The sequence below is a fragment of the Solirubrobacter ginsenosidimutans genome, assembly GCF_027587205.1.
Genome location: NZ_JAPDOD010000024.1, coordinates 1 through 23,447, shown reverse-complemented (window position 1 = coordinate 23,447; position 23,447 = coordinate 1). Strand labels below are relative to the sequence as shown.

Sequence of the window (23,447 nt, the reverse complement as noted above, 5' to 3'; positions counted from 1 at the left end):
AACCAACACGCTCTCCGCTACGTTGCGCCGGTGAAACGGATTTCCGGACTGGTGCTCCTCGCGTTCCTCCTGCTCGCCACCCCCGCGCACGCGGGAGAAGTGCGGCTGTGGGCCTGTCACGGCCCCGCCGGGGAGCCGCTGGGCTCCGGCGCGTTCCTGCGCGCGCAGGTCTTCGACGTCGAGTTCGGGGGTGGCTGCACGCTGCCCGGCTCGGCGCTGACCGCGGGCTTCACGCGCGCTGACCCGAACGGCCAGTCCGAGGCCAAGCTGATCGCACGGATTCCGCCCAACGTCACGTTGACCGCCGTCACCCTGGATCGCCAGGCCCGCGGGCCGGGGTACACCGCCGGCGCGCTCGAGAGCGAGTCGGCCGGCGCACTGCTCGACGGTGTCGTCACCTACCCCGCCTCCGGCGACTCGGTGGCGCTGAGCCTGCGCTGCGACGCGAGCCTCGTGGCGCGCTGCGTAGGCCTCGCCGGCGCCGGCTTCCAGCTGCGCCGGCTCGCGTTGACGGTGCTGGATACGGCCGCCCCACAGATGGCCGTCGGCGGGACCCACAGCCCGGCGGCGGGCGTCCTGAACCTCGACGTGCACGCAAACGACGCCGGCGTGGGGCTCCGTTCCGCCGCCGCGTCGATCGATGGCACCGGCATGGCGCTCGCGAGCTTCGGCGGCTGCGCCGAGCTGTCGCCGGCCGACACGACCGGGGACGTCGCGCTGGACGCCGAGTGCGTCCACGTCGGGCAGGTCGCCCTGGTGGTCGACACGACCGCGGTCGCCGACGGCGTCCACACGCTCGGCGTGACCGCGACCGACGTCGCCGGCAACGCGGTCACGCAGTCGCAGCAGTTCGAGGTCGTCAACCACGTCGCGACGCCGACGGCGACGCCCACGTCGACCGCGACCGCAACGCCCACCGCGACGGCGACGGCCACCGCGACCGTCACCGCGACGGCCACCGTCTCGTCGCCGCCGACCGCGACACCCGACCCGACCGTCACCGCCACGGCGACGGCAACCGCCGAGCCGACCGCGTCGCCGACCGCCACCCCGATCACGCTTCCCGCGCCGGTCCCGACGGCGTCCCCCACGCCCGCCGCAGCCCCGCCCAAGCCGACGACGGCCGCCCTCGTCCGGCTCCCGAAGCGCGTCTCGCGCAGGGGCGCCTACAGCGTCTCGGTCCTGTGCCCGGCGACCGCCGCGAAGGCGTGCGCGCACCGCCTGACGCTCAAGGCCGGCGGCAAGACGATCGCCACCGGCCGCGGCAGCTCCAAGCCCGGGAAGCGGGCGACGATCGTCCTGAAGCTCTCGAGCGCGGCCCGCCGCACGCTCGCGCGCAAGGGCACGCTGACGGCGACGCTGACCCTGAGCGGTGCGGCTCCAACGACTGTCCGTTTGCGCGGGTAAGGGGTTCCAGCGGCGTCACGGCCCGAGTACCTTCGCTTGATGCGTCGGTTGCTCGCGCTCGCCGTTTTCGCCGTGCTGGCCGCAGCACCGGCTTCGGCACGCGCGAGCGACGTGATGCTGTGGGCCTGTCACGGCCCGGACGGGCGGCCGCTGCCGGTGAGCTATGACGCGTCCCAATCGGCGGGCGCGTCCGTGACGCTCACGTCGAGCCAGCCGTGCCAGACGGCCGCCGACACGATCCGCCTCGGTTTCCAGAACACCAGCCCGCCTGAGGGGAGCTACGCGTCGCTGCGCTTCACCCCGCCCGTGGGCAGCACGGCGATCGAGGGCGTGTGGATCGGGCGCCGCGTGACCGGGCCCGGATACTTCGCGCGTACGTCGAACAGCGACCTCGAGTCGCTCGACGGTGCCGGCACGCTCGACGGCGTCTTCAACAAGACGGTCGGAGGGTCGTGGGTCGAGCTCGGCGTGCGCTGCGCGACCGCCGGCTGCGACATGACCGGCTCCGCGGTGGAGTTCCGCTTCCTCGCGCTGCAGGTACGCGACGACCTCCGGCCGGTCTTCGACGTCGCGCAGATCCCGAGCTACGCGGCCGGCGTGGTCAACATCCTCATCGACGCGCGCGACGGCGGGATCGGCCTCGCGACCGCGACCGCGACGCTGGGCGGCGTCCCGATGGCGTCGGTCGGATTCGGGCAGGCGTTCTGCAGCGAGCTCTCGCCGGGCGACACGACGATCGACCTGCCGCTCAACGACGACTGCCCGACGGCCAAGCGCATCACGCTGCCGCTGGACAGCACGCTGGTGCCCGACGGCACCCACAAGCTCGAGGTGACGGTGACCGACGGGGCGGGCAACGCGTCGGTGCGCAGTTACGACCTGAAGGTGGTCAACCATCCCCCGGTGACCGTCACGCCGACGCCGGTCCCGACGCGCATCCCCACCCCTAGCCCCACGCCGACCGCAACCCCGACGGCGAGCCCCGGCCCCGCCGGAACCGCCGGGACGCTGAAGGCGGCCAAGCGCTACACGGTCTCCAAGGCGGGCTCACTCGCCGCGGAGGCGAGTTGCCCCGCGCTCGCGCGCTCGAGCTGCCGCGTCAGCCTGAAGCTGACGGCGACCCTCCCGGGAGCGAAGAAGGCGGTGACGATCGCCAGCGCGCGCGGGACCGTGAAGCCGGGCGCGAAGGCGAAGCTCAAGCTCAAGCTCTCCTTGACCGCACGCAGGGCGCTGACGAAGCGGCACTCGCTCACGGCGCAGCTGACGCTGGCGGGAGCGAAGCCGGTGAAGGTGAAACTGATCCGCTAGTACGAATGCGGGCGGACGAGGCGGGTGTCGACCGCCATCGGACGCTCGGTCGGCTGCCCGAAGTAGAAGCCCTGGCCGAGGTCGACGCCGAGGTCGGCCATCGCGCGGAACTCGTCGACGCGCTCCACACCCTCGGCCACGACCTTGGCGCCGAGCTCGTGGGCGCAGTCGACCAGCGCCTTGACCAGCGCGCGACGCGCCGGCGAGTGGTGGATGCCGGACGTGAGCGCCATGTCGATCTTCGCGATGTCGGGGCGCAGCAGCTCGAGGCAGGCGAGCGAGTCGGGGCCTCCGGAGAGATCGTCCAGGGCGACGCGCGCGCCGCGCTTGCGGTGCTCGGCGACCATGTCGCGCAGCAGCTCGCGGTCCGGGCAGCGCTCGGGCTTGATGACCTCGAGGCAGATCCGCGACGGGTCGGCGCCGAGGCGGCCGACGATCGGCCACGTGGTGCGCATCGAGCTCTCGACGTCCAGCACCGCGCGCGGGTCGAGGTTGACGAACAGCGTCTCGCCCTCGGGCAGCAGCGGCAGGCCGATCTCGAGCGCCGCGGTGCGGGCGCGGTAGTCGAAGGAGAAGAGCGCGTCGTGGGCCTCGGCGGCGGCGATCAGCTCCGCTCCGCGCAGCTCGACCGCGCCGAGCATCCCGCGCATCAGCGCCTCGCGGCCGTAGGCGAGCCCGTCATGCAGGTCGACGATCGGCTGGAAGTGCGGCCGCATCTGCCCGTGCGAGAGGAACTCGGGAAACCAGTCGGAGAGCGTCCGGTCCAGCAGCGTCTCGGCCGGCACCGGCAGCGACTGCTCGTCGGCCAGGCGCACGGCGAACAGGCACGCGCGCTCGGAGATCGACAGCGCCTTGATGACTGCCTTGAGTCGCTCGTCCCAGCCGGGGCCGGCCAGCAGGAGTCCATGCACGGAGATATCGCCCGAGGCAGGCTCGGAGGCGAGATGCTCGATCTTGTAGAGCACTGACGGCCGGTGCGAAAGCAGTCGTACCCCGTCCATTGCGGCGGTGGCTAGGGTCACGACCCTAGAGATCGGCGCGGGTGCCACATTTCTTTACCGACCGAGTTCGTACGTGGCACCTTCGTGGGCGGTGTCCACCGCCGCGCCGAAGCCGCGCTCGCCCTCGGCGCGTGCCCACGCGACGTCGAGCTCGTCGGAGAAGTGGGTCAATACCACGCGTTTCGCTTGAGCCCGCGCGCCGTGCTCACCCGCCTCGAACGGCGTCATGTGCCCACGATCCCCGTCGCGCTCGGGTTCGGGGATCGTCGCCTCGATCAGCAGCAGGTCCGTTCCGGCGGCGAAGTCGCACAGCTCCTGATTGGGCGCGCAGTCCGCCGAGAACGTGAACCGCGCGCCGCCTGCGGCGAACTCGACGGCGTTGGCCGGGATGAAGTGCGGGACGGGCTGAAAGCGGACGGTCGCCTCGCCGATCGTCAGCGTGTCGGCCGGGTCGTAGACGGTCACGTCGAACGCGAGCGCGACGTGCTCGGCCGACATCGCGGTCGCGCTGGACATCCCCGCGAACGCCTCGAGGCCGCCCGGCGGCGCATAGAGCTTGGGCCGCGCCGACCGCGGGCCATAGCGCAACGCGGACGCGTACGGGACGAGATCGAGGATGTGGTCCGCGTGCAGGTGCGTGATCACCACGGCGCCGACCGCGGCGTAGTCGACGCGGGTGCGCAGCTTGGCGAACACGCCCGGACCGCAATCGAGCAGCACGGCCGGGTGGGCGGGCCCGGTCTCGACGAGGTAGCCCGAGCAGGCGCCGTCGGCGTCCTGCCACGCCGGCGATTTCCCAAGGACGGTGATGCGCAAGCTCTCCAGGGCCTCCTCGGTGTGGCACCCTAACCGTTCGTGATCGTCGTCGCCGTGGCCGACTTCGACGTCGCGGCGCTCATCTTCGGCGGGTTGCTGGTGATCGGTGCGCTGGCGTCGGGGCTCGCGCACCGTTCCTTCCTCTCGCTGACCGCGGTCTTCGTGCTCGCCGGCTTCCTGCTGGGCGATGGCGGGTTCGGCGTGCTCGAGATCGATCCGCGCTCAGGCTTCGTGCACGACCTCGCGCTGGTGGCGCTGATCGTGATCCTGTTCCGCGACGGCCTCGAGGTCGAGGCCGAGATGCTCCAGAAGGCGTGGCGGCTGCCGGTGCGCAAGCTCGTCATCGCCATGCCGCTGACCTGCGTGATCGTCGCGGTGGCGACGCATTGGCTGACCGACCTCGGCTGGACCGAGAGCTTCCTCGTCGGCGCCCTGCTCTCGCCCACCGACCCGGTCCTGTCCTCGAGCGTGGTCACCAACCCGCGCGTCCCGCGGGTGGTGCGCCACTCGCTGAACCTCGAGTCGGGGCTCAACGACGGTCTGGCGCTCCCGGCCGTGCTCGCCTTCGCCGCGGTGCTGAGCGGCGACGAGGGCTTCGTGTGGTGGCACTTCGTGCTGCAGGACGTGACGCTCGGCTTCGCGTTCGGGATCGCGCTCGGCCTGCTCGCCGCCGCCGCGATCCCGCGTGACAGCGACATCCCGGCCCACCAGCGCTCGCTCTACGCGCTGGGCTGCGCGTTCGTGACGTACGGCGTGACCGTCCTGCCACCTGCGGGCAACGGGCTGATCGCGGTGTTCGTCTTCGCGATCACGCTCGGCATCCGCCGCCAGGATCTGCGGCACACGTTCGAGGAGCGCGCGGACGACATCGTCGAGATCGTCAAGCTGGGCGTCTTCGTCGTCTTCGGCTCGCTGCTGACGCTCGACGGGCTCTTCGGCGACGGCTGGGCGGCGGTCGGCGTCGTCGCCGTCACGCTCCTGATCGCCCGGCCGGCGGCGATCGCCGTCGCGCTCCTGGGCACCCGGTTGCCCTTCTACCTGCAGGCGTTCATGGCGTGGTTCGGCCCCAAGGGCGTCGCCACGATGGCGTTCTCGCTGCTCGTCCTGGGAGACGGTTTCCCCGCGGCGGAGGAGATCTTCAACCTCGCCGCGCTGTGCGTCTTCACGTCGATCCTGGCGCACGGTCTCACCGACACGCCAGGATCGAACTGGGTGGCTAACCGTGCAGGCGAGCCTGCTCCTGCGCCGTAGGGAACGCCCACGCGGACTGGCGCCGGCGCTCCTGGCGGAAGACGAAGCGCATCTGGGTGGGCGGGCGTAGCCCGTCCGGATGATCCGGACGGAACGTCGCGCAGGGTTCATCCAGTTCGAGCGCACACAGGCCGTTACGAGCGAAGAAGCACTCCTCGCACGTGACCTTCTTCGACCGCTTGGCGCGCGGCGGCGCAGCAACTGCAGACACGACTTCGATAGCCCCTTCGTTCACGACTCCGTCACAACGACCGGGGCGATCAAAGCGCCTGAAGGCGAGGCGTGCAAGGGCTGCCGAGCACCCGGATCCGCAAAACGCAGGCTTTCTCTGTTCTTCCCGCAAATAGCCCCTGTTGGGGCGAAATCCTCCCCGTTTGCGACATGGCGTTCCCGCATCCTCCGGGGTTTTGGATCCCTGTCAGCCTGGGGAGCATGTCCCGCTTGCAGGCCCCGTTGCAGACCCTCGTCACCGGCGTGTCCGGGTACGTGGGCGCCGCGCTCGTCCCGCGCCTGGCTCGTGATGGGCATGCCGTTCGTGGCTTCGCGCGCTCGCGCGAGCGGGTGGAGGCCGCCGGGGCGCAGCTCGACGACCTCGTGCTCGGGGATGCGACGACCGGAGCGGGGCTGGACCGGGCGCTGGACGGGGTCGACGTCGCGTACTACCTGATCCACTCGATGGAGGGGGTCGGCGGCGGCTTCGTGGACCTCGAGCGCCGTCAGGCGGAGGCGTTCGCGCGGGCCGCCTCCGAGGCGGGCGTGCGGCGGATCGTCTATCTCGGCGGCCTGCTGCCGTCTGACGGCGCGCTCTCGCGCCATCTCGCGTCGCGGCTGACCGTCGAGCAGGCCCTGCTGGACGCCGCGCCGCACTCGGTCGCGCTGCGCGCCTCGATCGTCGTCGCGGGGCGCTCGCGCTCCTTCCGCTTCCTGGTCCGGCTGATCGAACGCCTGCCGGTCCTCGCCCTGCCTGCCTGGCGCTCGAACCGCACGCAGCCGATCGACGGCCGCGACGTGCTCGAGTACCTCGCCGCCGCGGCGACCGTCGGGACGCGCCACACCGGCCGCGCGTGGGACATCGGCGGCCCCGACGTCGTCAGCTACCAGGAACTGCTCGAGGCGATCTCGAGGGTCATGCTGCTCCCGCGCCCCGCGATCTCGCTGCCGTTCAACCTCACCCCGGTCGCCTCGGTCGTCGCGGCCGCGGTCGCGCAGGAGGACCCGGGGCTGATCGAGCCGCTGATGGAATCGCTCGAACATGACCTGCTTCCCCGCGACAATGCCGCGGCGGCGGCGTTCGGCGTCCGTCCGCACCGCCTGCAAGCGGCGGTCGAACGTGCGCTGCGTGATATGGAGAGCACCACATGAGTGAAGTTCGCGCGCAGATCGACATCGCCGCACCGCCCGAGGCGGTCTATGACCTGATGCTCGACCCCGAACGGCTGCACGAGTGGGTGACGATCCATCGCAAGGTCAACCGGACGGATTCCGGCGAACCGCGCAAGGGGTATAAAATGGATCAGACACTGAGCCTGCGCCATGCCAACTTCAAAGTGCACTGGACACTCACGGAGGCGCAGCGCCCCCACCGTGCAACCTGGGAGGGCCGTGGGCCCGCCGGGTCATACGCGCGCACCAGTTACCGCCTGACACCGAGCGGCGACGGCACCCATTTCGAGTACGAGAACGAGTTTCGCGCGCCGGGCGGCCTGCTGGGCATGGCAGCCAGCAAGGTGGTGGTGGGCGGCGTGCCCGAACGTGAGGCGCGGCGTTCACTGCAACAACTCAAAGCGCTCCTCGAACACTGACCGGCAACCGCCCATGCGCCGAGTCAGTCGATAGTCAGATACCGTCTGCGCCGACAGTTCACTCTCTCTTCCACGGAGTCACACTCAGATGGCCGATTTTCTCGACGAGAAGCGCAAGGAGATCCAGGCTCGCCTGAAGGAGCTCAAGCCGGCAGTGGAGGAGTACAACAAGCTCCTGGCCGCCGACCAGGCGCTCGGCGGGATCGGCAACGGCGCGTCCGCGGCGGTTGCCACCGTGGCTGCCGCTCCCGCTCGCCGCGGGCGTCGCGGTCCGGGCCGGCCCAGCACCGGCGCCAAGCGCGGCCGCCCCAAGGGTGGCGGCACCCGCGCCGCCGAGGCGCTGCAACTGGTCACCGACCGCCCCGGCATCACCATCCCCGAGCTCGCCGAGGCGATGGGGATCCAGCAGAACTACCTCTACCGCGTGATGCCCGGACTCGCCGAAGAGGGCAAAGTGACGAAGTCCGGGCGCGGCTGGCACCTTCGAGAAGGCGCCTGAGTTAACTGACGAGGCCGAGCTTGGCCACGGCCGCGCGCTCCTCCTGGAGCTCGTTGACCGTGTTGTTGATGCGCTCGCGGGAGAACTCGGGCACGTCGAGGCCCTGGACGATCTTCCACTCACCGCCGGAGGTGGTGACGGGGAACGAGGTGATGATCCCCTCGGGAACGTCGTAGGACCCGTCGGACGGGACCGCCATGGAGACCCAGTCACCCTCCGCGGTCCCGTTCACCCAGTCATACACGTGGTCGACGGCGGCGGAGGCGGCGGACGCCGCGCTCGAGGCGCCGCGGGCCTCGATGATCTCCGCGCCGCGCTTGCCGACGCGCGGGATGTACTCGTTGGCGACCCAGTTCTCGTCGCCGACGGCGTCCCAGGCCCGCTCGCCCTTCACCTTGGCGTTGAACAGGTCGGGGTACATCGAGGGTGAGTGGTTGCCCCAGATGGCCATGTTGGTGATGTCCGACACGGCCGCGCCGGTCTTCTGTGCGAGCTGGGCGATCGCGCGGTTGTGATCCAGGCGGGTCATGGCGGTGAAACGCGCAGCCGGCACGCCGTCGGCGTTGGACTGGGCGATCAGCGCGTTGGTGTTGGCCGGGTTGCCGACGACGAGGACCTTGATGTCATTGGCGGCGCCGGCGGCGATCGCTTCACCTTGGGGCTTGAAGATGCCGCCGTTGGCCTCGAGCAGATCGGCGCGCTCCATTCCCTTGGTGCGCGGGCGGGCGCCGACGAGCAGCGCGATGTTCGTGCCCTCGAACGCCTTGGTGGGGTCGTCGTAGATGTCGATGTCCTCCAGCAGCTCAAACGCCGAGTCGAACAGCTCCAATGCGGTGCCCTCGGCGGCCTTGACGGCTTGCGGGATCTCGAGGAGCTTGAGGCGGACCTTGGTGTCGGGGCCGAGCAGCTGCCCGGAGGCGATTCGGAAGAGAAGGGCGTAACCGATCTGCCCGGCGGCGCCGGTGACTGTGACGTTGGTGGACATGCGTCAAGGCTATGTCAACCTTCATGAGCGTGTTCGGCGGCGGCAATTCACTGCAGCTCTTCCGGGTCCGTGGGATCCGCGTCGGCGTCCATCCCACGTGGTTCCTGATCCTGTTCCTGTTCATCTGGTGGACGAACGACTCGTTCGCCAACGCGATCGCGGAGCCCAACCAGGGGTTCTACGCCGCCGTCATCGCCGCGTTCCTGTTCTTCGGCTCGATCGTCCTGCACGAGCTCGGGCACGCCTTCGCGGCGCGCCGTGAGGGGATCGGGGTCGGTGGCATCGACCTCTTCTTCTTCGGCGGCTTCATGCGGGCGATGCGCGATTCCGAGACCCCGGGCGAGGAGTTCCGCGTCGCCGCGGCGGGCCCGGCCGTCACGCTGATTCTGACGCTCGTCTTCGGCGGCGTCGGCTACGCGTTGCTCGGCGACCAGCTGATCCACGCCGCGACGTTCGACTACGCCTCCGGCACGCTCGTCGAGGTCGTGGTCGCCTTCACCGCACTCGCCAACGCCGGGCTGTTCGTGTTGAACATGGTCCCCGCGTTCCCGCTCGACGGCGGGCGCATCACCCGCGCGGTCGCCTGGCAGCTGAGCGGCGACCGCCACAAGGCGACCCGCTTCGCCGCGTACCTCGGCCAGGGCTTCGCGGTCCTGATGATGGGCTACGGCGTCTACGTCTTCCTCGGCGAGAGCGATCAGGGCGGCGGCCTGTGGTGGATCGTCCTGGGCTGGATGCTCGGCGGCGCCGCCCGCGCCGCGGTCGCCCAGAGTCGCTTCGCGGACCGCCTGGACGGCGTCACCGCCGGCGACATCATGGATTCCGAGCCCGTCACGATCCCCGCCGGCCTGACGGTCGAGCGGGCCTACGACGAGTTCTTCCTGCGCTACCAGGGCTGGCCGTGGTTCGCGGTCGTCGAGGACGACGGGCACTTCGCCGGCATCGCCCACCGCGCCGCCGTCGAGCACGCCGCGTTGCACGAGGACCCGGCGCAGCCGATCCGCATCGTCACCGCGGACTCCGAGCAGGTCCGCACCGACACGCCGCTCGAGTCGCTGATCGGCAACGAACCGCTGCGCACGCTCGGCGCCCTGATGGCGGTCGACGCGGAAGGACGGCTGCGCGGCGTCGTCACCGTCGAGCAGGTCTCGCGGGCGCTCCAGGCACGCCTCGCGTAGTTCCGGACCCGCCTAAAGCTATTGTGCGGGCATGCCCGCACACGACGTGTTGATCATCGGCGCCGGCCTTGCCGGTCAGCGGGCCGCCCTGGCGGCGGCGCGCGCTGGGGCGACGGTGGCGATCATGAGCAAGGTCCATCCGGTCCGGTCGCACTCCAACGCGGCCGCCGGCGGCATCAACGCCGCGCTGAACCCTGACGACTCCTGGGAATCTCATGCCTTTGACACGGTCAAGGGCTCCGACTACCTGGGTGACCAGGACGCGATCGAGATCATGTGCCGTGAGGCCCCGAACGAAGTGCTCTGGCTCGAGCACGCGGGCGTCACCTTCCATCGCAACGCCGAGGGCAAGCTCGGCACCCGCGCCTTCGGCGGCGCCTCCGCCGCCCGCACCTACTACATCGCCGACATCACCGGCCAAGCGCTGCTGCACGTGCTCTACGAGCAGCTGATGAAGCACCACGAGCAGATCGACCGCTACGAGGAATGGTTCATCACCGGCCTCGCGCAGGACGAGGCGGGCAACTGCGTCGGAGCGGTCGCGCGCAACATCCGCGACGGCTCGATGGAGCTCTTCGCCGCCAAGTCGACGATCCTCGCCTCCGGCGGCGCCGGCCAGGCCTTCAAGCCGACCACCAACGCGATCATCTGCACGGGCGACGGGATCGCCCAGGCCTTCCGCATCGGCGCGCCGCTGATGGACATGGAGATGATCCAGTACCACCCGACGACGCTGCAGGGCAACGGCATCCTCATCACCGAGGGCGCCCGCGGCGAGGGTGCGCATCTCTACAACGCCGAGGGCGAGCGCTTCATGGAGAAGTACGCGCCCAACAAGATGGAGCTCGCGTCGCGCGACGTCGTCTCCCGCGCCGAGCAGACCGAGATCAACGAGGGTCGCGGCTTCCCCGACGGCACGGTCGCGCTGGACATCACGAAGGTCCCGCGCAAGCGCACCCTCGAGGCGCTGCGTGAGATCGTCAACATCGGGCGCGACTTCGCCGGCGTCGACATCACGCGCCAGCCGATCCACATCCGCCCCGGCTGCCACTACATCATGGGTGGCGTCAAGTCCGACATCCACGGCGCGACGTCGATCCCCGGCCTGTACGCGGCGGGCGAGGTGGCCTGCGTCTCCGTCCACGGCGGCAACCGCCTGGGCGCGAACTCGCTGCTGGACACGCTGATCTTCGGCCGCCGCTCCGGTGAGCACGCTGCCGAGCGGGCCAAGCACATGTCGATGCCGGCTCCGAGCCGCACCGCATTGCGCGACGCCTCGGCCGAGATCGACGAGATCTTCAAGCGCCAGGGCGGTCGCCGGGTGTCCGAGATCCGCGACGAGCTCGGCACGATGATGAACGAGAAGGTCGCCGTCTTCCGCGACGAGAAGGGTCTCCTGGAGGCGCACGAGATCGTGCGCCGCCTCAAGGAGGAGGCCAAGAACGCGACGATCGACGACCGCGGCTCGGTCTTCAACCAGGACGTCCTGGGCGCGATCGAGCTCTCCTACATGCTCGACTGCGCCGAGTGCATCGTGGTCGGCGCGCTCGAGCGCAAGGAGTCGCGCGGCGCCCAGTTCCGCACCGACTACCCGAAGCGCAACGACGACGAGTGGCTCAAGCACATCGACCTCTCGTTGAATGGCTCTGACGTCCCGAAGGTCTCGTACTCGCCGGTGACGATCACCAAGTGGCAGCCCCAAGAGCGGACCTACTAGGGTTTCGAAAGAGGACTAATGCCCGAGTACACGCTCCGAATCCGACGCTATTCGCCAGAGACCGGCGAGGCCGCCCACTGGCAGGACTACGACATCGACCTCGACGGGCATCGCTCGGTGCTCGACGGCATCCTGCAGGCCAAGGATCGCCAGGACGGGTCGATCGGCATCCGCTGTTCCTGTCGGGCCGCGATCTGCGGCTCGTGCGGCGTGCGAGTCAACGGCAAGCCGACGCTGGCCTGCCACACCCACCTCGACAAGGCCTTCGAGAACGCGGCCGACGGCGTCATCACCGTCGAGCCGATGGGCAACATGCCCGTGCTCAAGGACCTGATCGTCGACATGGACGCGGTCCACTGGAAGAAGATGCGCCGCGTCACGCCGTGGCTGCTCCCCGAGGGCGACCCGCCGGAGCGCGAGTACATCGTGGAGCCGGACTCGATGATCGACATCACCCAGACGATGGCCTGCATCCAGTGCGGCGCCTGCGTCTCGGATTGCCTGTCGATGGAGGTCGACCCGCTCTTCATCGGCCCGGCCGCGCTGGCCAAGGCCTACCGCTTCGTCGGTGACCCGCGCGATGGCCAGACCGCGGAGCGCCTGCGCGACCTCGCCGAGGACGAGCACGGCATCTACGACTGCACGCACTGCTTCAACTGCATCGAGGCGTGCCCGAAGGGCGTCGCGCCGATGAGCCAGATCATGCGCTTGCGGCGGATCGCCGGCGGCGATTACGGGATCGACGATCGCAACAACGGCCACCGGCACGAGATGGCGTTCGTCAACAACATCGAGCGCAACGGCCTGTTGCACGAGGCGGACCTGCTGCCCGATTCCTACGGCGGCAAGTTCCACCCGCGGGCGGTGCCGGAGCTGTTGAGTTCGCTCCCGGCGATCCTGCGCGCGGTGCAACGCGGCAAGGTCACGCCCGCGGGGGCGCTGCTGCACAAGCACAAGGCGTCGAAGGAGGTCAAGCGGATCTTCCGCGACGTCCACGATCGCGAAGAGCGTTTTGAGCTCAACCTCTACGTGGTGGGCGAAGAGGAGGAGGGCGAATGAAGGTTGCGTACTGGCCCGGCTGTGTGAGCCGCGGGTTCACGCCTGAGCTGCACGGCTCGATGGAGCGGGTCGCGCCGCTGCTGGACATCGAGCTCGTCACGCTCGACCGCGCATCCTGCTGCGGCGCCGGCGTGATCGCCGAGCACAACCAGGAGCTGGCCGACACCCTCAACGCCCGCACCTTCGCGCTCGCCCAGGAGGAGATCTCCAAGGGCGCGTCGATGATGATGAACATCTGCTCGACCTGCCAGGGCGCGCAGGGCGAGTGCCAGGAGCGCCTGGACGCGAACACCCCGTACCGCGACCACGTCAACGAGACGCTGTCGGCCGAGGGGCTCACGTACGAGAAGGGCATCACCAACAAGCACTTCCTGTGGATGCTGGTCGAGGAGATCGGCCTGGACGTCGTGAAGTCCAAGGTCGTGCGGCCCCTGACCAACCTGCGCGTGGGGCCGTTCTACGGGTGCTACATCGTGCGCCCGACCGACCGGCTGGGCATCGACGCCGACCACCCGCGGGACACCTACCTGCAATTGCTGATCGAGGCGCTGGGCGGCGACGTCGTCGACTACGCCGGCCAGTACAAGTGCTGCGGGTTCCCGATCATCACGATGAACAAGCAGAACTCGCTGCGCCAGGCGGGTCGCCACCTCGGCGACGCGATGGACGCCGAGGCGGACACGCTGGTCACGCCGTGCCCGCTCTGCCACCTGAACCTGGACCTGCAGCAGCCGCTGGCCGCCGGCGTCGTCGGGCGTCCGCTCAACATGCCGGTCCTGCACCTGCCGCAGCTCCTCGGGCTGGCCCTGGGCCTCTCGCCCAAGGAGCTGGGCATGAACAAGCACGTCGTCAAGCCGTCGTCGGTGATCGACTGGACGACGTCGGTGATCGGGGCCGCGGCCTAGAAGTCCTGCTGCTCGACGCTCGACGGGCGGTCGAGGTTGAAGTCCATCGTGGCGTGATCGGTGCCGGTACCGCCGGTGACGATGTCGATCGCGCCGTCCTTGGCGAAGAACCGGTCGTTGCCGATGCCGCCGTCGAGGTTGTCCTGCTTGCTGCCGCCCTTCAGCGTGTCGTTGCCGTCGCCGCCGATCAGCACGGCTTGGGCGACGGTGAGCTTGCTGGCGTCGAGCAAGTCGGAGAAGCCGTTGCCGTTGACCTGCACGACGCTGTCGAACCCGGTGGTCATGCGGATGTCGATGTCGCCGTCCATGTCGAGGTCGACGGCCGGGCCGATCGCGAGCCCGCCGGTCTGGTTCTGCACGCCGACCTGATCCAGCGACGACGTCTCGTTGACGACCAGCCGGTCGCCGCCGGTACCGGTGAGGACGAAGAACTGCAGCTTCGGGTTGCTGGAGGAGAAGTCGCCCTGGCTCTCGTCGATGGTCGTGGTCTGCGGCAGCGCCGCGGCCGTCGAATTGGCGGCGGCGATCGTGACCTTGTCGGTGTTGGCGGCGCTGGACATGACGCCCGTGGCCGAGAAGCAGTTCTGGAACGCGCCGGTGGTGCCGGCGCGGAACTCGAGCCCGAACCCGTTGCGCACGGTCACGCGGGTGTCGCCGGCGCCGTAGCGCACTTCCAGCTTTCGCTTGGCCGAGTCGAAGGTGCACGTCGTCGAGGCGTTCGCGGCCGAGGGGATGGCGGCGATGGCGGAGGCGCCGATCAGGGCGCTGAGGAGGATGCGTTTCATGCCATTCAGGCTCTCAGCGGCCTAGGGCCGCGCCCATCGCGCTGGCAGGTCCGCGATGGGCGCGTCCACGTCTGAATTGGCGGGTTAGCTCAAGGAATAAACGGTTCCGTCTAGAAGCCGGGGCGCTCGATGCTGTTGAGCTGGTCGAGGTTGAAGTCGAACGTGCCGTCGTCAACCTGGGTGCCGCCCTTGACGGACTCGGCGATGCCGTCCTTGGCGCGGATCGTGTCCTGGTCCGGGCCACCGTCGAAGCTGTCGGAGAGGTGCCCACCGAGCAGCGCGTCGTTGCCGGCCTCCCCGACCTGGACCGTGTGATACGTGCGGACGCTGGTGGCGTCGATGAAGTCGGCGCCGCCGCCGCCGTTGACCTGGACGATCGAGTCCGAGCCGGTCGTCATGCGGATGTCGATGTCGCCGTCGTAGTCGAGGTCGATCGCCGGGCCGAGCGCGAGTCCGCTCTGGTCCATCAGGTGCATCGCGTCGAGGAAGCCGCCCTCACGGATGACCAGGCGGTCATTGGTCCCCGTGAACACGGTGAAGTGCAGCTTGGGGTTGCTCTCGGCGAAGTCGCCGCCGCTGCGCTCGTCGATCGTGGTGGTCTGCTGCGCTGCGCCCTGGCCCGACGGGCCGCGCACGACGACCGAGTCGGTGTTGGCGGCCGTCGCCGCGCCGCAGTTGCGGAAGCTGACGCCGTTCTCGCTGATCTGCAGGAACTGGCCGTTGCGGACCGTCAACGCGGAGTCGCCCGCGCTGTAGGTGGCGGTCATCGTCCGAGTGGACGGCGAGTAGCTGCAGGTCGCGGCCGCGTCGGCGGCGGACGGGATGGCGACGAGCGCGGTGGCGCCGACGAGGGCGCCGAGGAGGATGCGTGAGTTCATGCCGATCAGGCTGCCGATCGGCTCATCTCGCTCCCACCGCGTTCTCCGCCAACAAATTGGCGGGAATCCGACAGCGCCCCAAAGGAAAGGGCGGGCCCGAAGGCCCGCCCTGTTCACAGTCGTACCCCGACCGTCCTGTGGTGAAGTTCAGTTCCCGCTTGACAGGTGTGGTACCCGCTTATGCGGCAGCTGGAACCTTTACCAGCCCACGTTCGTGCAGGACTTCGGCGATCTGCACCGCGTTGGTGGCGGCGCCCTTGAGCAGGTTGTCGCTGACGACCCACATCTGCAGGCCGCGCTCGTGGGTGGGATCGCGCCGCAGGCGGCCGACGAAGACCTCGTCGTGCCCCGCGCTGGCCAGCGCCGTCGGGTACGCGTGGGTCCGCGGGTCGTCGACCATGATCAGCCCGGGCTGGTTCTCGAGCAGCTTGCGGGCGTCCTCGACGCTGAGGGCCTCGCGGGTCTCGAGCGAGACCGACTCCGAGTGCGAGTTGCGGACCGGCACGCGGGCGCAGGTGACCGCGATCTTGATCGACTGGTCTCCGAGGATCTTGCGCGTCTCGTGCATCATCTTGCGCTCTTCGTCGGTGTGGTCGTCGCCGTCGACGAAGTTGCCGGCGCCGCCGAGCACGTTGAACGCGATGTGGTGCGGGTAGATCGTCGCGTCCGGGAGCGGCTCGCCGGCCAGGGCGGCGCGCGTCTGGTCCTCGAGCTCCTTGACCGCCTTGACGCCCGTGCCGGAGACCGACTGGTAGGTCGAGACGATCAGGCGATCGATGCCGGCGGCCTCGTAGATCGGCTTCAGCGCGACCATCAGCTGCATCGTCGAGCAGTTCGGGTTCGCGATCAGGCCCTTGTGGCCCTCCAGCGCGTCCGGGTTGACCTCGGAGACGACGAGCGGGATCTCGGGGTCCTTGCGGAAGGCGCTCGAGTTGTCGACGACGACCGCGCCGGCGTCGACGAACTTCTGCGCCCACGCGCGCGAGGTCGTTGCTCCCGCCGAGAAGAGGGCGATGTCGAAGCCCTGGATCGACTCGTCGCTGAGGACGCGGCAGGGCACACCGTCCAGCTCACGCCCTTCCGAGCGCTCAGAAGCGAACGGGACGATCGTCTCGGCCGGGAAGCCGCGTTCCTTCAGCTTCGCCCGCATGACGGTTCCGACGGCGCCGGTGGCGCCCACGACTGCGACTCGATATTGACTCACGCTGGTGCTCCAAACGGGTGCTCGGCCTCGATCTGGTCGGCGCCGAGCTCGAACGCCTCGTGCAGCGCGCGCACGGCGCGATCCACCGAGTCGGCGGTGACGACGCACGAGATCTTGATCGGGGACGTCGAGATCATCTCGATGTTGATGCCCTGCTCGCCGAGCGTCGTGAAGACGCGCGCGGCGACGCCGGGGTGGGACTTCATGCCGGCGCCGACGACCGAGACCTTGCCCATCTCGGCGTCCTCGGAGATCGAGCGGATGCCGACCTCGGCGATGATCGGATCGAGCGCCGCGCGGGCGTCGCGCAGGTCCGTGCGCGGCACCGTGAACGACATGTGCGCCTCGGCGCCCTCGTCGTCGGGCTCGTCCTGGATGATCATGTCGACGTTGATGTTCGCGTCGGCGAGCGCCGTGAAGATGCGGCCGGACACGCCCGGGTGATCGGGCACGCCGAGCAGCGTGAGGCGGGCCTCGTCGCGCGAATGCGTGACGGCGGTGATCAGGGGGCGTTCCATCGTCTCATCTTCTCCAACCACGAAGGTACCCGGCGCTTCCGTGAACGAGGACCGGCAATGAATCCGGACGCCATGGTTGCGGGCATATTCCACAGACCGCAGTTGCAGCACCCCGGCGCCTGACGCCGACATCTCGAGCATCTCCTCGAAGGAGACGACGGGGAGCTTGCGCGCGTCCGGCACGATCCGCGGGTCGGCGCTGAAGACGCCGGCCACGTCGGTGTAGATCTCGCACACCTCGGCTTCCATCGCGGCGGCGAGCGCCACCGCCGTGGTGTCCGAGCCGCCGCGCCCGAGCGTCGTCACGTCGCGCGCGGTCGACACCCCCTGGAAGCCCGCCACGAGCACGATCAGGTCCTGGTCGAGCGCCTCGCGGATTCGGTCCGCGCGTACGTCCAGAATCCGGGCCTTCGTATGCGACGTGTCCGTCACGATGCCGGCTTGGGACCCCGTGAGGCTGATCGCCCGGTGGCCGAGGTCATTGATCGCCATCGCGCACAGGGCGCACGAGATCCGCTCGCCGGTCGAGAGGAGCATGTCCATCTCGCGCGGGTCGGGCGAGGCGGACACCTCCTCCGCCGCCGAGATCAGCTCGTCGGTGGTCTTGCCCCGTGCCGAGAGCACCGCGACGACGCGGTGCCCTTGCTCGCGGGCGGACACGATCCGCCGCGCTGCGCGCTTGATGCGCTCAGCGTCGGCCACGGACGTGCCTCCGAACTTCATCACGACAGTGCCGGACACGCATGTGAGGATAGGAGTTCGAAGGAGTACGCTGCGCGTGGAACCCGTGAAACTTTCGACCCATCCATGGGTTAAGCCTCAACCTGGACGATTGGACGACTTGCTGGGCCGACGGATCGCAGCACTATGTGCTGTGCACGGGTACAGCCGCAGGAGGCGGTAGGTGGCGCGAGTGAGCAGCAGGAGGGCGTGGTGTGCGGCGGCGGCCGGACTGGCCGTTGCAGTGATGTTCGCCCTTTCGCTGGGCGGGTCGGCGGACGCGCAGAGCACGCCCCAGGTCACGCAGGCGGGCACCATCAACGGCAGCCCGATCCGGGTCGGCACGCGATTGACCGCCTCCGGCGGCGCCTGGAGCGGCCCGAGTGGCACGACGGCGCGCTGGGAGTGGTTCGCCTGCCCCGCCAACGCCCGCTCCTGGACCGAGTGCTTCACCCGGTCGCTGTACCAGAACAACTACACGATCCAATCCGGCGACGTGGGTCGCTACATCGCCTTGAACCTCTACGCGTACCGCGGCCAACCACAGAATCCTGGAACGAGCGGCCGCGCCGAGCGGTTCACGATCACGTCCAGCACCGTCGCGCCTGTGGCGACGCCGACGCCGACCCCCGTCCCGACACCGCGGCCGACCCCGACCCCGACGCCGACGCCGACCCCGATCCCGACGGTCGCGCCCACTCCGGTGCCGACGCCTGATCCCGCGTTCGAGGTCCCGGCCACGCCCGTGCCGACCAGCGGCGAGGTCCTGCAGGAGACGTCCCGTCACCGCCGCATCATCAAGCCGTTCCCGGTCGTCCGCATGCGCGGGACGTTGACCAGCGTCGGCGCCAAGATCACGCTCTTCACGGTCCGCGCGCCGCGCACGGCCAAGATCACGGTGCGCTGCAAGGGCCGCAGCTGCCCGGCGAGCCGCTGGTCACGCACCCACACCCAGCGCAAGAGCACGCTGACGCGGATGGGCCGCTTCGAGCGCGGACTGCGCGCCGGCGTCGTCATCACGGTCTCGGTCACGCGCAGCGGCTATCTCGGGAAACGCACCACGTTCGTGATCCGCCGCGGCGCCGCCCCGTCGCGCATCGACCGGTGCCTGTCGTCCAAGGGCCGCGTCACGAAGTGCCCGGCGGGAACATGACCGACCGTCCGATCGCCGCCATCCTCGCCGCCGTGGCCGCCGCGGTGTTCCTCGCCGCGTTCTCCGCCGCCGCCGTGCTCCGGCCCGACACGGCCGCCGTGGCGGACGACACCACCAACGCGTCCCCCGCCGCCGCGACGCAGGAGCTGAAGCCGGCGACGATCGCGGCGCCCTCGCTGTCGCGCGTCGCCGCGCTGCCGGCGCTGCACCTGCCTGTGCATCGCAAGCCGGCCAAGCGCAAGCACAAGGTGGCCAAGTCCTCGCCCAAGGTCAGCGTCGCGCCGCGGTTCACGCCGGTCCCCACGGCGACCCCGTCGTACACGCCCCCGGCGCGGACCTACACGCCGCCGCAGCGCAAGTCGTCGTCCAGCAAGACCTTCGACACCTCCGGATGATCAGGGGACTCCAGGACGGCCGTCCGCGGCCGAGCCTGCGGTGGATGGCCGCCGGCCTCGCCGTAGCGCTCGCCGCCGGTCTCGGTGGGTGGGCGGTGGCGGACCGGATCGCGCGCGACCCGGTGGCCCCGACCGCGGCCGCGCCCCAGGTGCTCTCCGCCGGCCCGGCGCGCTTGAAGGTCTCCGCCGGCTGGCATCGCGCCGTCCGCGCTCCCGCGTTGCCGGGGCTGGAGAAGGCGCCCGCCTACATGCCCTACGCCGGCCTGACGACCACCGTCTCGGTCGCGCTCGTCCCCGCGGACTCTGCGTCACTGGTCCCGGCCGCTCTGGAGACGAAGGCCGAGGGCGGCCTGCCCAAGGCCGAGACCGCCCGCGTCGTCGGCCTGCAGGCGCGCGCCTATCGCGGCGTGCGCACCGGTGACTCGGTCCTGGACGTCTACGCGATCCCGACGACGCGCGGCGTGCTCACCCTCGTGTGCACCGCCCGCAGCGGAGCTGAGGAAGCGCCGACCTGGTGTCTGGAGGGCCTGGACCAGATCACGGTCGAAGGCGCGCGGCCGATCACATTGAACGCCGGCACCGCCTACCGGATGCGAGCGCCGCAGACGATCAAGTCGCTCGACGACGTCCGCGTGCGCGAGCGCGTCGCGCTGCGCCGCGCCAAGGGCCCGGTCGGGCAGGCGCGGGCGGCGAAGACGCTCTGGCTCGCCTACGCGTCCGCGGCCGACGAGCTCGGGCCGCTCGCGCCGAAGGGTGAGGCGTCGGAGGAGGTCGTCGTCGCGCTGCGCAACACCGCGCGCGCCTACCGGAAGCTCAATACCGCGGCCGGGCACAAGTCCAAGCGCGGGTGGAAGCGGGCGCGAGTGGCGGTGACGAAGGCCGAGAAGCAGCTCAAGACGCTCGTCGCGATGACGTAGCGGTTTGGCACGCTTAAGTCACATTCGCGTGTAGATCCGTCGCAGGCCGGGGCGCGATGCTTCGGCCATGTCGAGCGAGTGGTCACGAATCCACCTCACAGGTGGACTCGTGACCAGTCCGGACGCGCAGGTGGCGAGAATCGCCGCTGGCCAATGGGGCGTCGTGACGACGTCTCAGCTCTATGAGTGCGGGCTGACTCCCCGAGAGGTCGAAGTTCGCACGCGACGGGGGATTCTCAATCGCCTCTACCGGGCCGTGTTCGCCTGGGGGCACCACAACATCGCCACCGAAGGGCGCTTCCTGGCCGCGGTGCTCGCGTGCGGGCCGAGTGCGGTGCTCTCGCACTACTCCGCCGCGGCCCTGCACGCGCTGGTGACGTGGGACGGGCGACCGTTTGAGATCACCGCGCCGTCCAAGCACCGACAGCCGCGGATCAAGGCGCACCGCAGCGAGTACATCGAGCGGATCGTGGTCAAGGGGATTCCGGTGACGCCGAAGCTGCGGACCGTGATCGACCTCGCGCGGGTGGAGGAGGAGCGGGTGGTCAAGCGGGCGTTGCGAGCGGCGAAGTTGAGCGCGGCGGAGCTCGAGCGACTCCCGAAGTCGATCCTCGACCTGGGCGCGCAGCCGACCCGCAGCCCGCTGGAGGACCGGGTCCACGACTTCGTCGTCGCGGCCGGCCTGGAGCGACCGCTGGCCAACCCGGTCTACCGGCTGCCGGGGCGCACGGTGTTCCCCGACCTGTACTGGCCCCAGCATCGGTTGGTCGTCGAGGTCGACAGCGTCGAATGGCACGACGACCCGCTCGCACGTCGCGACGACGCCGATCGCCAAGCCGAGCTGGAGGCCGCGGGGGAGCGAGTGCTGCGTGTCTCCAGCGCGGACATGAAGCAGCCCCGCCGGGTGCTTGCCCGCCTGCGGGCCGCGGGGGTCCGGGATGCCTAGGAGTCTGTTGATGAATGGTCGGTCCGACCATTCATCAACAGACTCCTACAGCGTGCGGCGGCCGGAGAACGCCCGGCCGAGCGTCACTTCGTCGGCGTACTCGAGGTCGCCGCCCACCGGGAGCCCGCTGGCGAGGCGGGTGACGGTCACCTGGGGCGCGACGCGGTGCAATTCGCCCGCGATGTGGAGCGCGGTCGCCTCGCCCGTGGTCGTCGGGTTCGTGGCGAGGACGACCTCGCCGACTCCGTCGGTCACCCGCCGGTAGAGCTGCGCGAGGCGCAGGTCCTCGGGCTCGACGCCGTCAATCGGGGAGAGCGCGCCGCCGAGCACGTGGTAGCGGCCGCGGAACTCGTGGGTGCGCTCGATCGGGATCACGTCGTTGGGCTCCTCGACCACGCAGAGCACGCTCAGGTCACGGCGCTCGTCGAGGCAGATCGCGCACTTCGGCCCCTCGGCCAGGTTGAAGCAGATCTCGCAGAGCGTGATCTTCTCCTTGACGTCGATGATCGCCTGCGCGAGAGCCCGCGCGTCGCCGTCGGAGGCGCGCAGCACGTGGAAGGCGAGGCGCTGCGCCGTGCGGTTGCCGATCCCCGGCAGCTTCGACAGCTCGGTGACGAGCCGTTGGAGGGGCGGGGCGAGCAAGCGCTACCGCTTCTTGTTGGCGCGCCGTGCGGCGCGATTGCCGCCGCCCGGGGGCATCCCGCCGGGGAGGCCGGCCGGCCCGCCGCCACCGCCGAGGCCGCCCATGCCGCCGAGGCCCAGTGACTCGAGCGCGCTCATCGGGTCGAAGCCGCCCTGCTCGGCGCCGCCGAGCTGGCTCTGCTGGAGCTCCTCGGCCATCCGCAGCGCCTCGTTGATCGCCGCGGTGAGCATGTCCTGCAGCATCTCGACGTCCTCGGGGTCGACCGCGTCGGGGTCGATCACGAGGCTCTCGAGGCGCATGTCGCCCGTCATCGCGACCTTGACCATCCCGCCGCCGGCTGACGCTTCGACCTTCTGCTCCTTGAGTTTCTCCTGCGCCTCCTGCTGCTGCGCGAGCATCGCCTGCGCCTCGGCGAGCATCTTCTGAAGATTGGGCGGCTGGGGCATCAGGTCTGCTCCTCGGGGTCGGGAGGAAGCTCCTCCGCGTCGAACTCCTCCATGAATCGCTGCACGAGATCGTCCTCGGTCAGCTTCGGTGCGCTCGGCGCCGTGGCGGTGAGCGTGGGCATCGGGTCGCTCTCGGAGCGCAGCTCGTACGCGAGCCGGAGCGAGGACCCGGTAACCGACCGGATCGCCTTGACGAGCAGCTCCTTATTCGCCGGATCCTCCGCCTTGCGCTTGAGGAACGACGAGGTCTCCGGCCACGCGAGCGTCAGCCCGTCGCCGGTGAGCGCCGCGGGCGCGCAGTCATCGAGCGCGGCGGCCAGCATCGGCGTGCCCTCCCGCAGCTCCGCGAGGATCGCCGGCCACGACTGGCCGAGCGAGTCGAGCGAGAGCGCCAAGCTCGGCGCGGGAGCGGGCGCGTCGTGGTCCACGGTCGCGGTCGCGGTGACGGCGGGCGCGGGATCGGTCGCGGTCGCGAGCTCGTGCGAGACCACGCCGGCCATCGTCTCGGCGGCGCGCTGCGCCTCCTGCGCGGTCGCGTGCCCGGCGCCGGGAAGGGTCGCGGAGACGTCGATCGGCTGCCCGTCGACCTCGGCGTGGATGTGGACGTCGGTGCGCCCGTGGGCGCGAGCGGAGCCACCGTTGGAAGGTGCGCCGGACTCGACGAAGGCCGGGGCGTCGGAATCGGTGTGATGCGGGACGCCGTACTCGTCGTATGTGAGGGCGGGCGGCGTGGCGCGCTGGGTGGGCGCGGCGCCGGCGTGGGCGGGCGAGCCGGCAGCGTGGGTGGGCGAGCCGGACGGCTGCGTGGGCGCGGCGGATGCGTGTGCGGGCTGGGCGGGCGGGCCGGACGGCTGCGTGGGCGAGCCGGACGGCTGCGTGGGAGCGGCGGCTGCCGGGGCGGCCGTCCCGGCGGG

At 70.3% G+C, this 23,447-nt stretch carries 23 protein-coding genes and 1 pseudogene; 14 read left to right on the top strand and 10 right to left on the bottom strand.

Going from position 1 to position 23,447, the window contains the following annotated elements; translation table 11 throughout:
- Positions 1-30 precede the first annotated feature (30 nt).
- Both OM076_RS23600 and OM076_RS23595 read left to right on the top strand, forming a co-directional pair.
- Entirely contained in the window at positions 31-1,407 is a 1,377-nt protein-coding gene (locus OM076_RS23600; RefSeq protein WP_270042542.1) for an Ig-like domain-containing protein, read from the top strand.
- Between the two features lie 39 nt (positions 1,408-1,446).
- Positions 1,447-2,715, top strand: a complete 1,269-nt coding sequence (locus OM076_RS23595) for a hypothetical protein (protein WP_270042541.1) — start codon at positions 1,447-1,449, stop codon at positions 2,713-2,715.
- Here the strand turns inward: OM076_RS23595 and OM076_RS23590 are convergent.
- Positions 2,712-3,716: an EAL domain-containing protein gene (locus OM076_RS23590; RefSeq protein ID WP_270042540.1), complete on the bottom strand. Its 1,005-nt coding sequence runs from the start codon at positions 3,714-3,716 to the stop codon at positions 2,712-2,714. The genes OM076_RS23595 and OM076_RS23590 overlap by 4 nt on opposite strands.
- A gap of 54 nt (positions 3,717-3,770) precedes the next feature.
- Positions 3,771-4,532: an MBL fold metallo-hydrolase gene (locus OM076_RS23585; RefSeq protein WP_270042539.1), complete on the bottom strand. Its 762-nt coding sequence runs from the start codon at positions 4,530-4,532 to the stop codon at positions 3,771-3,773.
- Between the two features lie 39 nt (positions 4,533-4,571).
- Here OM076_RS23585 and OM076_RS23580 point away from each other — a divergent pair, with 39 nt between their 5' ends.
- The 4 genes from OM076_RS23580 (at position 4,572) to OM076_RS23565 (ending at position 8,084) form a co-directional block, all read left to right on the top strand.
- The gene (locus OM076_RS23580; RefSeq protein WP_270042538.1) at positions 4,572-5,783 is read left to right on the top strand and encodes a cation:proton antiporter; all 1,212 of its coding nucleotides are present in this window, start codon (positions 4,572-4,574) and stop codon (positions 5,781-5,783) included.
- A 432-nt stretch (positions 5,784-6,215) separates the two neighbouring features.
- Positions 6,216-7,145: an NAD(P)H-binding protein gene (locus tag OM076_RS23575; RefSeq protein WP_270042537.1), complete on the top strand. Its 930-nt coding sequence runs from the start codon at positions 6,216-6,218 to the stop codon at positions 7,143-7,145.
- Positions 7,142-7,585: an SRPBCC family protein gene (locus OM076_RS23570; RefSeq protein ID WP_270042536.1), complete on the top strand. Its 444-nt coding sequence runs from the start codon at positions 7,142-7,144 to the stop codon at positions 7,583-7,585. Before OM076_RS23575 ends, OM076_RS23570 begins: the two co-directional genes overlap by 4 nt.
- A gap of 88 nt (positions 7,586-7,673) precedes the next feature.
- Positions 7,674-8,084 carry a hypothetical protein gene (locus OM076_RS23565; protein ID WP_270042535.1) on the top strand — a complete coding sequence of 137 codons (411 nt, stop codon included), beginning with the start codon at positions 7,674-7,676 and terminating at the stop codon, positions 8,082-8,084.
- A 1-nt stretch (position 8,085) separates the two neighbouring features.
- On the opposite strand, the gene OM076_RS23560 is transcribed toward OM076_RS23565, so the two are convergent.
- On the bottom strand, positions 8,086-9,069 hold the full coding sequence (locus OM076_RS23560; RefSeq protein WP_270042534.1) for a malate dehydrogenase: 984 nt from the start codon (positions 9,067-9,069) through the stop codon (positions 8,086-8,088).
- Positions 9,070-9,092: 23 nt separating this feature from the next.
- Here OM076_RS23560 and OM076_RS23555 point away from each other — a divergent pair, with 23 nt between their 5' ends.
- From OM076_RS23555 to OM076_RS23540, 4 genes are read left to right on the top strand one after another with little or no spacing between them, the layout of a single operon-like run.
- Positions 9,093-10,247, top strand: coding sequence for a site-2 protease family protein (locus OM076_RS23555; protein ID WP_270042532.1), 1,155 nt, complete (start codon positions 9,093-9,095; stop codon positions 10,245-10,247).
- A 31-nt stretch (positions 10,248-10,278) separates the two neighbouring features.
- On the top strand, positions 10,279-11,964 hold the full coding sequence (locus OM076_RS23550; RefSeq protein WP_270042531.1) for an FAD-binding protein: 1,686 nt from the start codon (positions 10,279-10,281) through the stop codon (positions 11,962-11,964).
- 18 nt (positions 11,965-11,982) lie between these two features.
- Entirely contained in the window at positions 11,983-13,023 is a 1,041-nt protein-coding gene (locus OM076_RS23545) for a succinate dehydrogenase/fumarate reductase iron-sulfur subunit (protein WP_270042530.1), read from the top strand.
- The gene (locus tag OM076_RS23540) at positions 13,020-13,928 is read left to right on the top strand and encodes a CoB--CoM heterodisulfide reductase iron-sulfur subunit B family protein (protein ID WP_270042529.1); all 909 of its coding nucleotides are present in this window, start codon (positions 13,020-13,022) and stop codon (positions 13,926-13,928) included. Before OM076_RS23545 ends, OM076_RS23540 begins: the two co-directional genes overlap by 4 nt.
- On the opposite strand, the gene OM076_RS23535 is transcribed toward OM076_RS23540, so the two are convergent.
- From OM076_RS23535 to OM076_RS23520, 4 genes are all read right to left on the bottom strand, one after another.
- The gene (locus OM076_RS23535; protein WP_270042528.1) at positions 13,925-14,713 is read right to left on the bottom strand and encodes a hypothetical protein; all 789 of its coding nucleotides are present in this window, start codon (positions 14,711-14,713) and stop codon (positions 13,925-13,927) included. The genes OM076_RS23540 and OM076_RS23535 overlap by 4 nt on opposite strands.
- A gap of 110 nt (positions 14,714-14,823) precedes the next feature.
- A complete protein-coding gene (locus OM076_RS23530) occupies positions 14,824-15,591 on the bottom strand; it encodes a hypothetical protein (protein WP_270042527.1) in 768 nt (255 codons plus the stop codon).
- A 178-nt stretch (positions 15,592-15,769) separates the two neighbouring features.
- Positions 15,770-16,795, bottom strand: a complete 1,026-nt coding sequence (locus tag OM076_RS23525) for an aspartate-semialdehyde dehydrogenase (RefSeq protein WP_270042526.1) — start codon at positions 16,793-16,795, stop codon at positions 15,770-15,772.
- The gene (locus tag OM076_RS23520) at positions 16,792-18,036 is read right to left on the bottom strand and encodes an aspartate kinase (RefSeq protein WP_272598354.1); all 1,245 of its coding nucleotides are present in this window, start codon (positions 18,034-18,036) and stop codon (positions 16,792-16,794) included. Before OM076_RS23520 ends, OM076_RS23525 begins: the two co-directional genes overlap by 4 nt.
- A gap of 244 nt (positions 18,037-18,280) precedes the next feature.
- On the opposite strand from OM076_RS23520, the gene OM076_RS23515 reads away from it, so the two are divergent.
- The 4 genes from OM076_RS23515 to OM076_RS23500 all read left to right on the top strand — a co-directional run bounded on the left by OM076_RS23515 (position 18,281) and on the right by OM076_RS23500 (position 21,444).
- Positions 18,281-19,186: a hypothetical protein gene (locus OM076_RS23515; protein ID WP_270042524.1), complete on the top strand. Its 906-nt coding sequence runs from the start codon at positions 18,281-18,283 to the stop codon at positions 19,184-19,186.
- A complete protein-coding gene (locus OM076_RS23510; protein ID WP_270042523.1) occupies positions 19,183-19,581 on the top strand; it encodes a hypothetical protein in 399 nt (132 codons plus the stop codon). The genes OM076_RS23515 and OM076_RS23510 overlap by 4 nt, the downstream gene beginning before the upstream one ends.
- A gap of 44 nt (positions 19,582-19,625) precedes the next feature.
- The gene (locus OM076_RS23505; RefSeq protein ID WP_270042522.1) at positions 19,626-20,498 is read left to right on the top strand and encodes a hypothetical protein; all 873 of its coding nucleotides are present in this window, start codon (positions 19,626-19,628) and stop codon (positions 20,496-20,498) included.
- Positions 20,499-20,754: 256 nt separating this feature from the next.
- A complete protein-coding gene (locus tag OM076_RS23500; protein ID WP_270042521.1) occupies positions 20,755-21,444 on the top strand; it encodes a DUF559 domain-containing protein in 690 nt (229 codons plus the stop codon).
- Between the two features lie 45 nt (positions 21,445-21,489).
- Here the strand turns inward: OM076_RS23500 and recR are convergent, their stop codons facing one another.
- The 3 genes and pseudogenes from recR to OM076_RS23485 form a co-directional block, all read right to left on the bottom strand.
- Entirely contained in the window at positions 21,490-22,086 is a 597-nt protein-coding gene (gene recR, locus OM076_RS23495) for a recombination mediator RecR (RefSeq protein ID WP_270042520.1), read from the bottom strand.
- A gap of 3 nt (positions 22,087-22,089) precedes the next feature.
- Positions 22,090-22,533 carry a YbaB/EbfC family nucleoid-associated protein gene (locus tag OM076_RS23490; RefSeq protein ID WP_270042519.1) on the bottom strand — a complete coding sequence of 148 codons (444 nt, stop codon included), beginning with the start codon at positions 22,531-22,533 and terminating at the stop codon, positions 22,090-22,092.
- A pseudogene (locus tag OM076_RS23485) lies at positions 22,533-23,447 on the bottom strand (hypothetical protein); the annotation flags it as partial. The gene OM076_RS23490 and the pseudogene OM076_RS23485, both read right to left, overlap by 1 nt.

Bases quoted from the DNA above. Each gene is read 5' to 3' on its own strand.
- OM076_RS23595 (WP_270042541.1), top strand. From the start codon at position 1,447: ATGCGTCGGTTGCTCGCGCTCGCCGTTTTCGCCGTGCTGGCCGCAGCA.
- OM076_RS23590 (WP_270042540.1), bottom strand. From the start codon at position 3,716: ATGGACGGGGTACGACTGCTTTCGCACCGGCCGTCAGTGCTCTACAAG.
- OM076_RS23575 (WP_270042537.1), top strand. From the start codon at position 6,216: ATGTCCCGCTTGCAGGCCCCGTTGCAGACCCTCGTCACCGGCGTGTCC.
- OM076_RS23570 (WP_270042536.1), top strand. From the start codon at position 7,142: ATGAGTGAAGTTCGCGCGCAGATCGACATCGCCGCACCGCCCGAGGCG.
- OM076_RS23565 (WP_270042535.1), top strand. From the start codon at position 7,674: ATGGCCGATTTTCTCGACGAGAAGCGCAAGGAGATCCAGGCTCGCCTG.
- OM076_RS23560 (WP_270042534.1), bottom strand. From the start codon at position 9,069: ATGTCCACCAACGTCACAGTCACCGGCGCCGCCGGGCAGATCGGTTAC.
- OM076_RS23555 (WP_270042532.1), top strand. From the start codon at position 9,093: ATGAGCGTGTTCGGCGGCGGCAATTCACTGCAGCTCTTCCGGGTCCGT.
- OM076_RS23550 (WP_270042531.1), top strand. From the start codon at position 10,279: ATGCCCGCACACGACGTGTTGATCATCGGCGCCGGCCTTGCCGGTCAG.
- OM076_RS23545 (WP_270042530.1), top strand. From the start codon at position 11,983: ATGCCCGAGTACACGCTCCGAATCCGACGCTATTCGCCAGAGACCGGC.
- OM076_RS23540 (WP_270042529.1), top strand. From the start codon at position 13,020: ATGAAGGTTGCGTACTGGCCCGGCTGTGTGAGCCGCGGGTTCACGCCT.
- OM076_RS23535 (WP_270042528.1), bottom strand. From the start codon at position 14,713: ATGAAACGCATCCTCCTCAGCGCCCTGATCGGCGCCTCCGCCATCGCC.
- OM076_RS23530 (WP_270042527.1), bottom strand. From the start codon at position 15,591: ATGAACTCACGCATCCTCCTCGGCGCCCTCGTCGGCGCCACCGCGCTC.
- OM076_RS23520 (WP_272598354.1), bottom strand. From the start codon at position 18,036: ATGAAGTTCGGAGGCACGTCCGTGGCCGACGCTGAGCGCATCAAGCGC.
- OM076_RS23515 (WP_270042524.1), top strand. From the start codon at position 18,281: ATGTTCGCCCTTTCGCTGGGCGGGTCGGCGGACGCGCAGAGCACGCCC.
- OM076_RS23510 (WP_270042523.1), top strand. From the start codon at position 19,183: ATGACCGACCGTCCGATCGCCGCCATCCTCGCCGCCGTGGCCGCCGCG.
- OM076_RS23505 (WP_270042522.1), top strand. From the start codon at position 19,626: ATGGCCGCCGGCCTCGCCGTAGCGCTCGCCGCCGGTCTCGGTGGGTGG.
- OM076_RS23490 (WP_270042519.1), bottom strand. From the start codon at position 22,533: ATGCCCCAGCCGCCCAATCTTCAGAAGATGCTCGCCGAGGCGCAGGCG.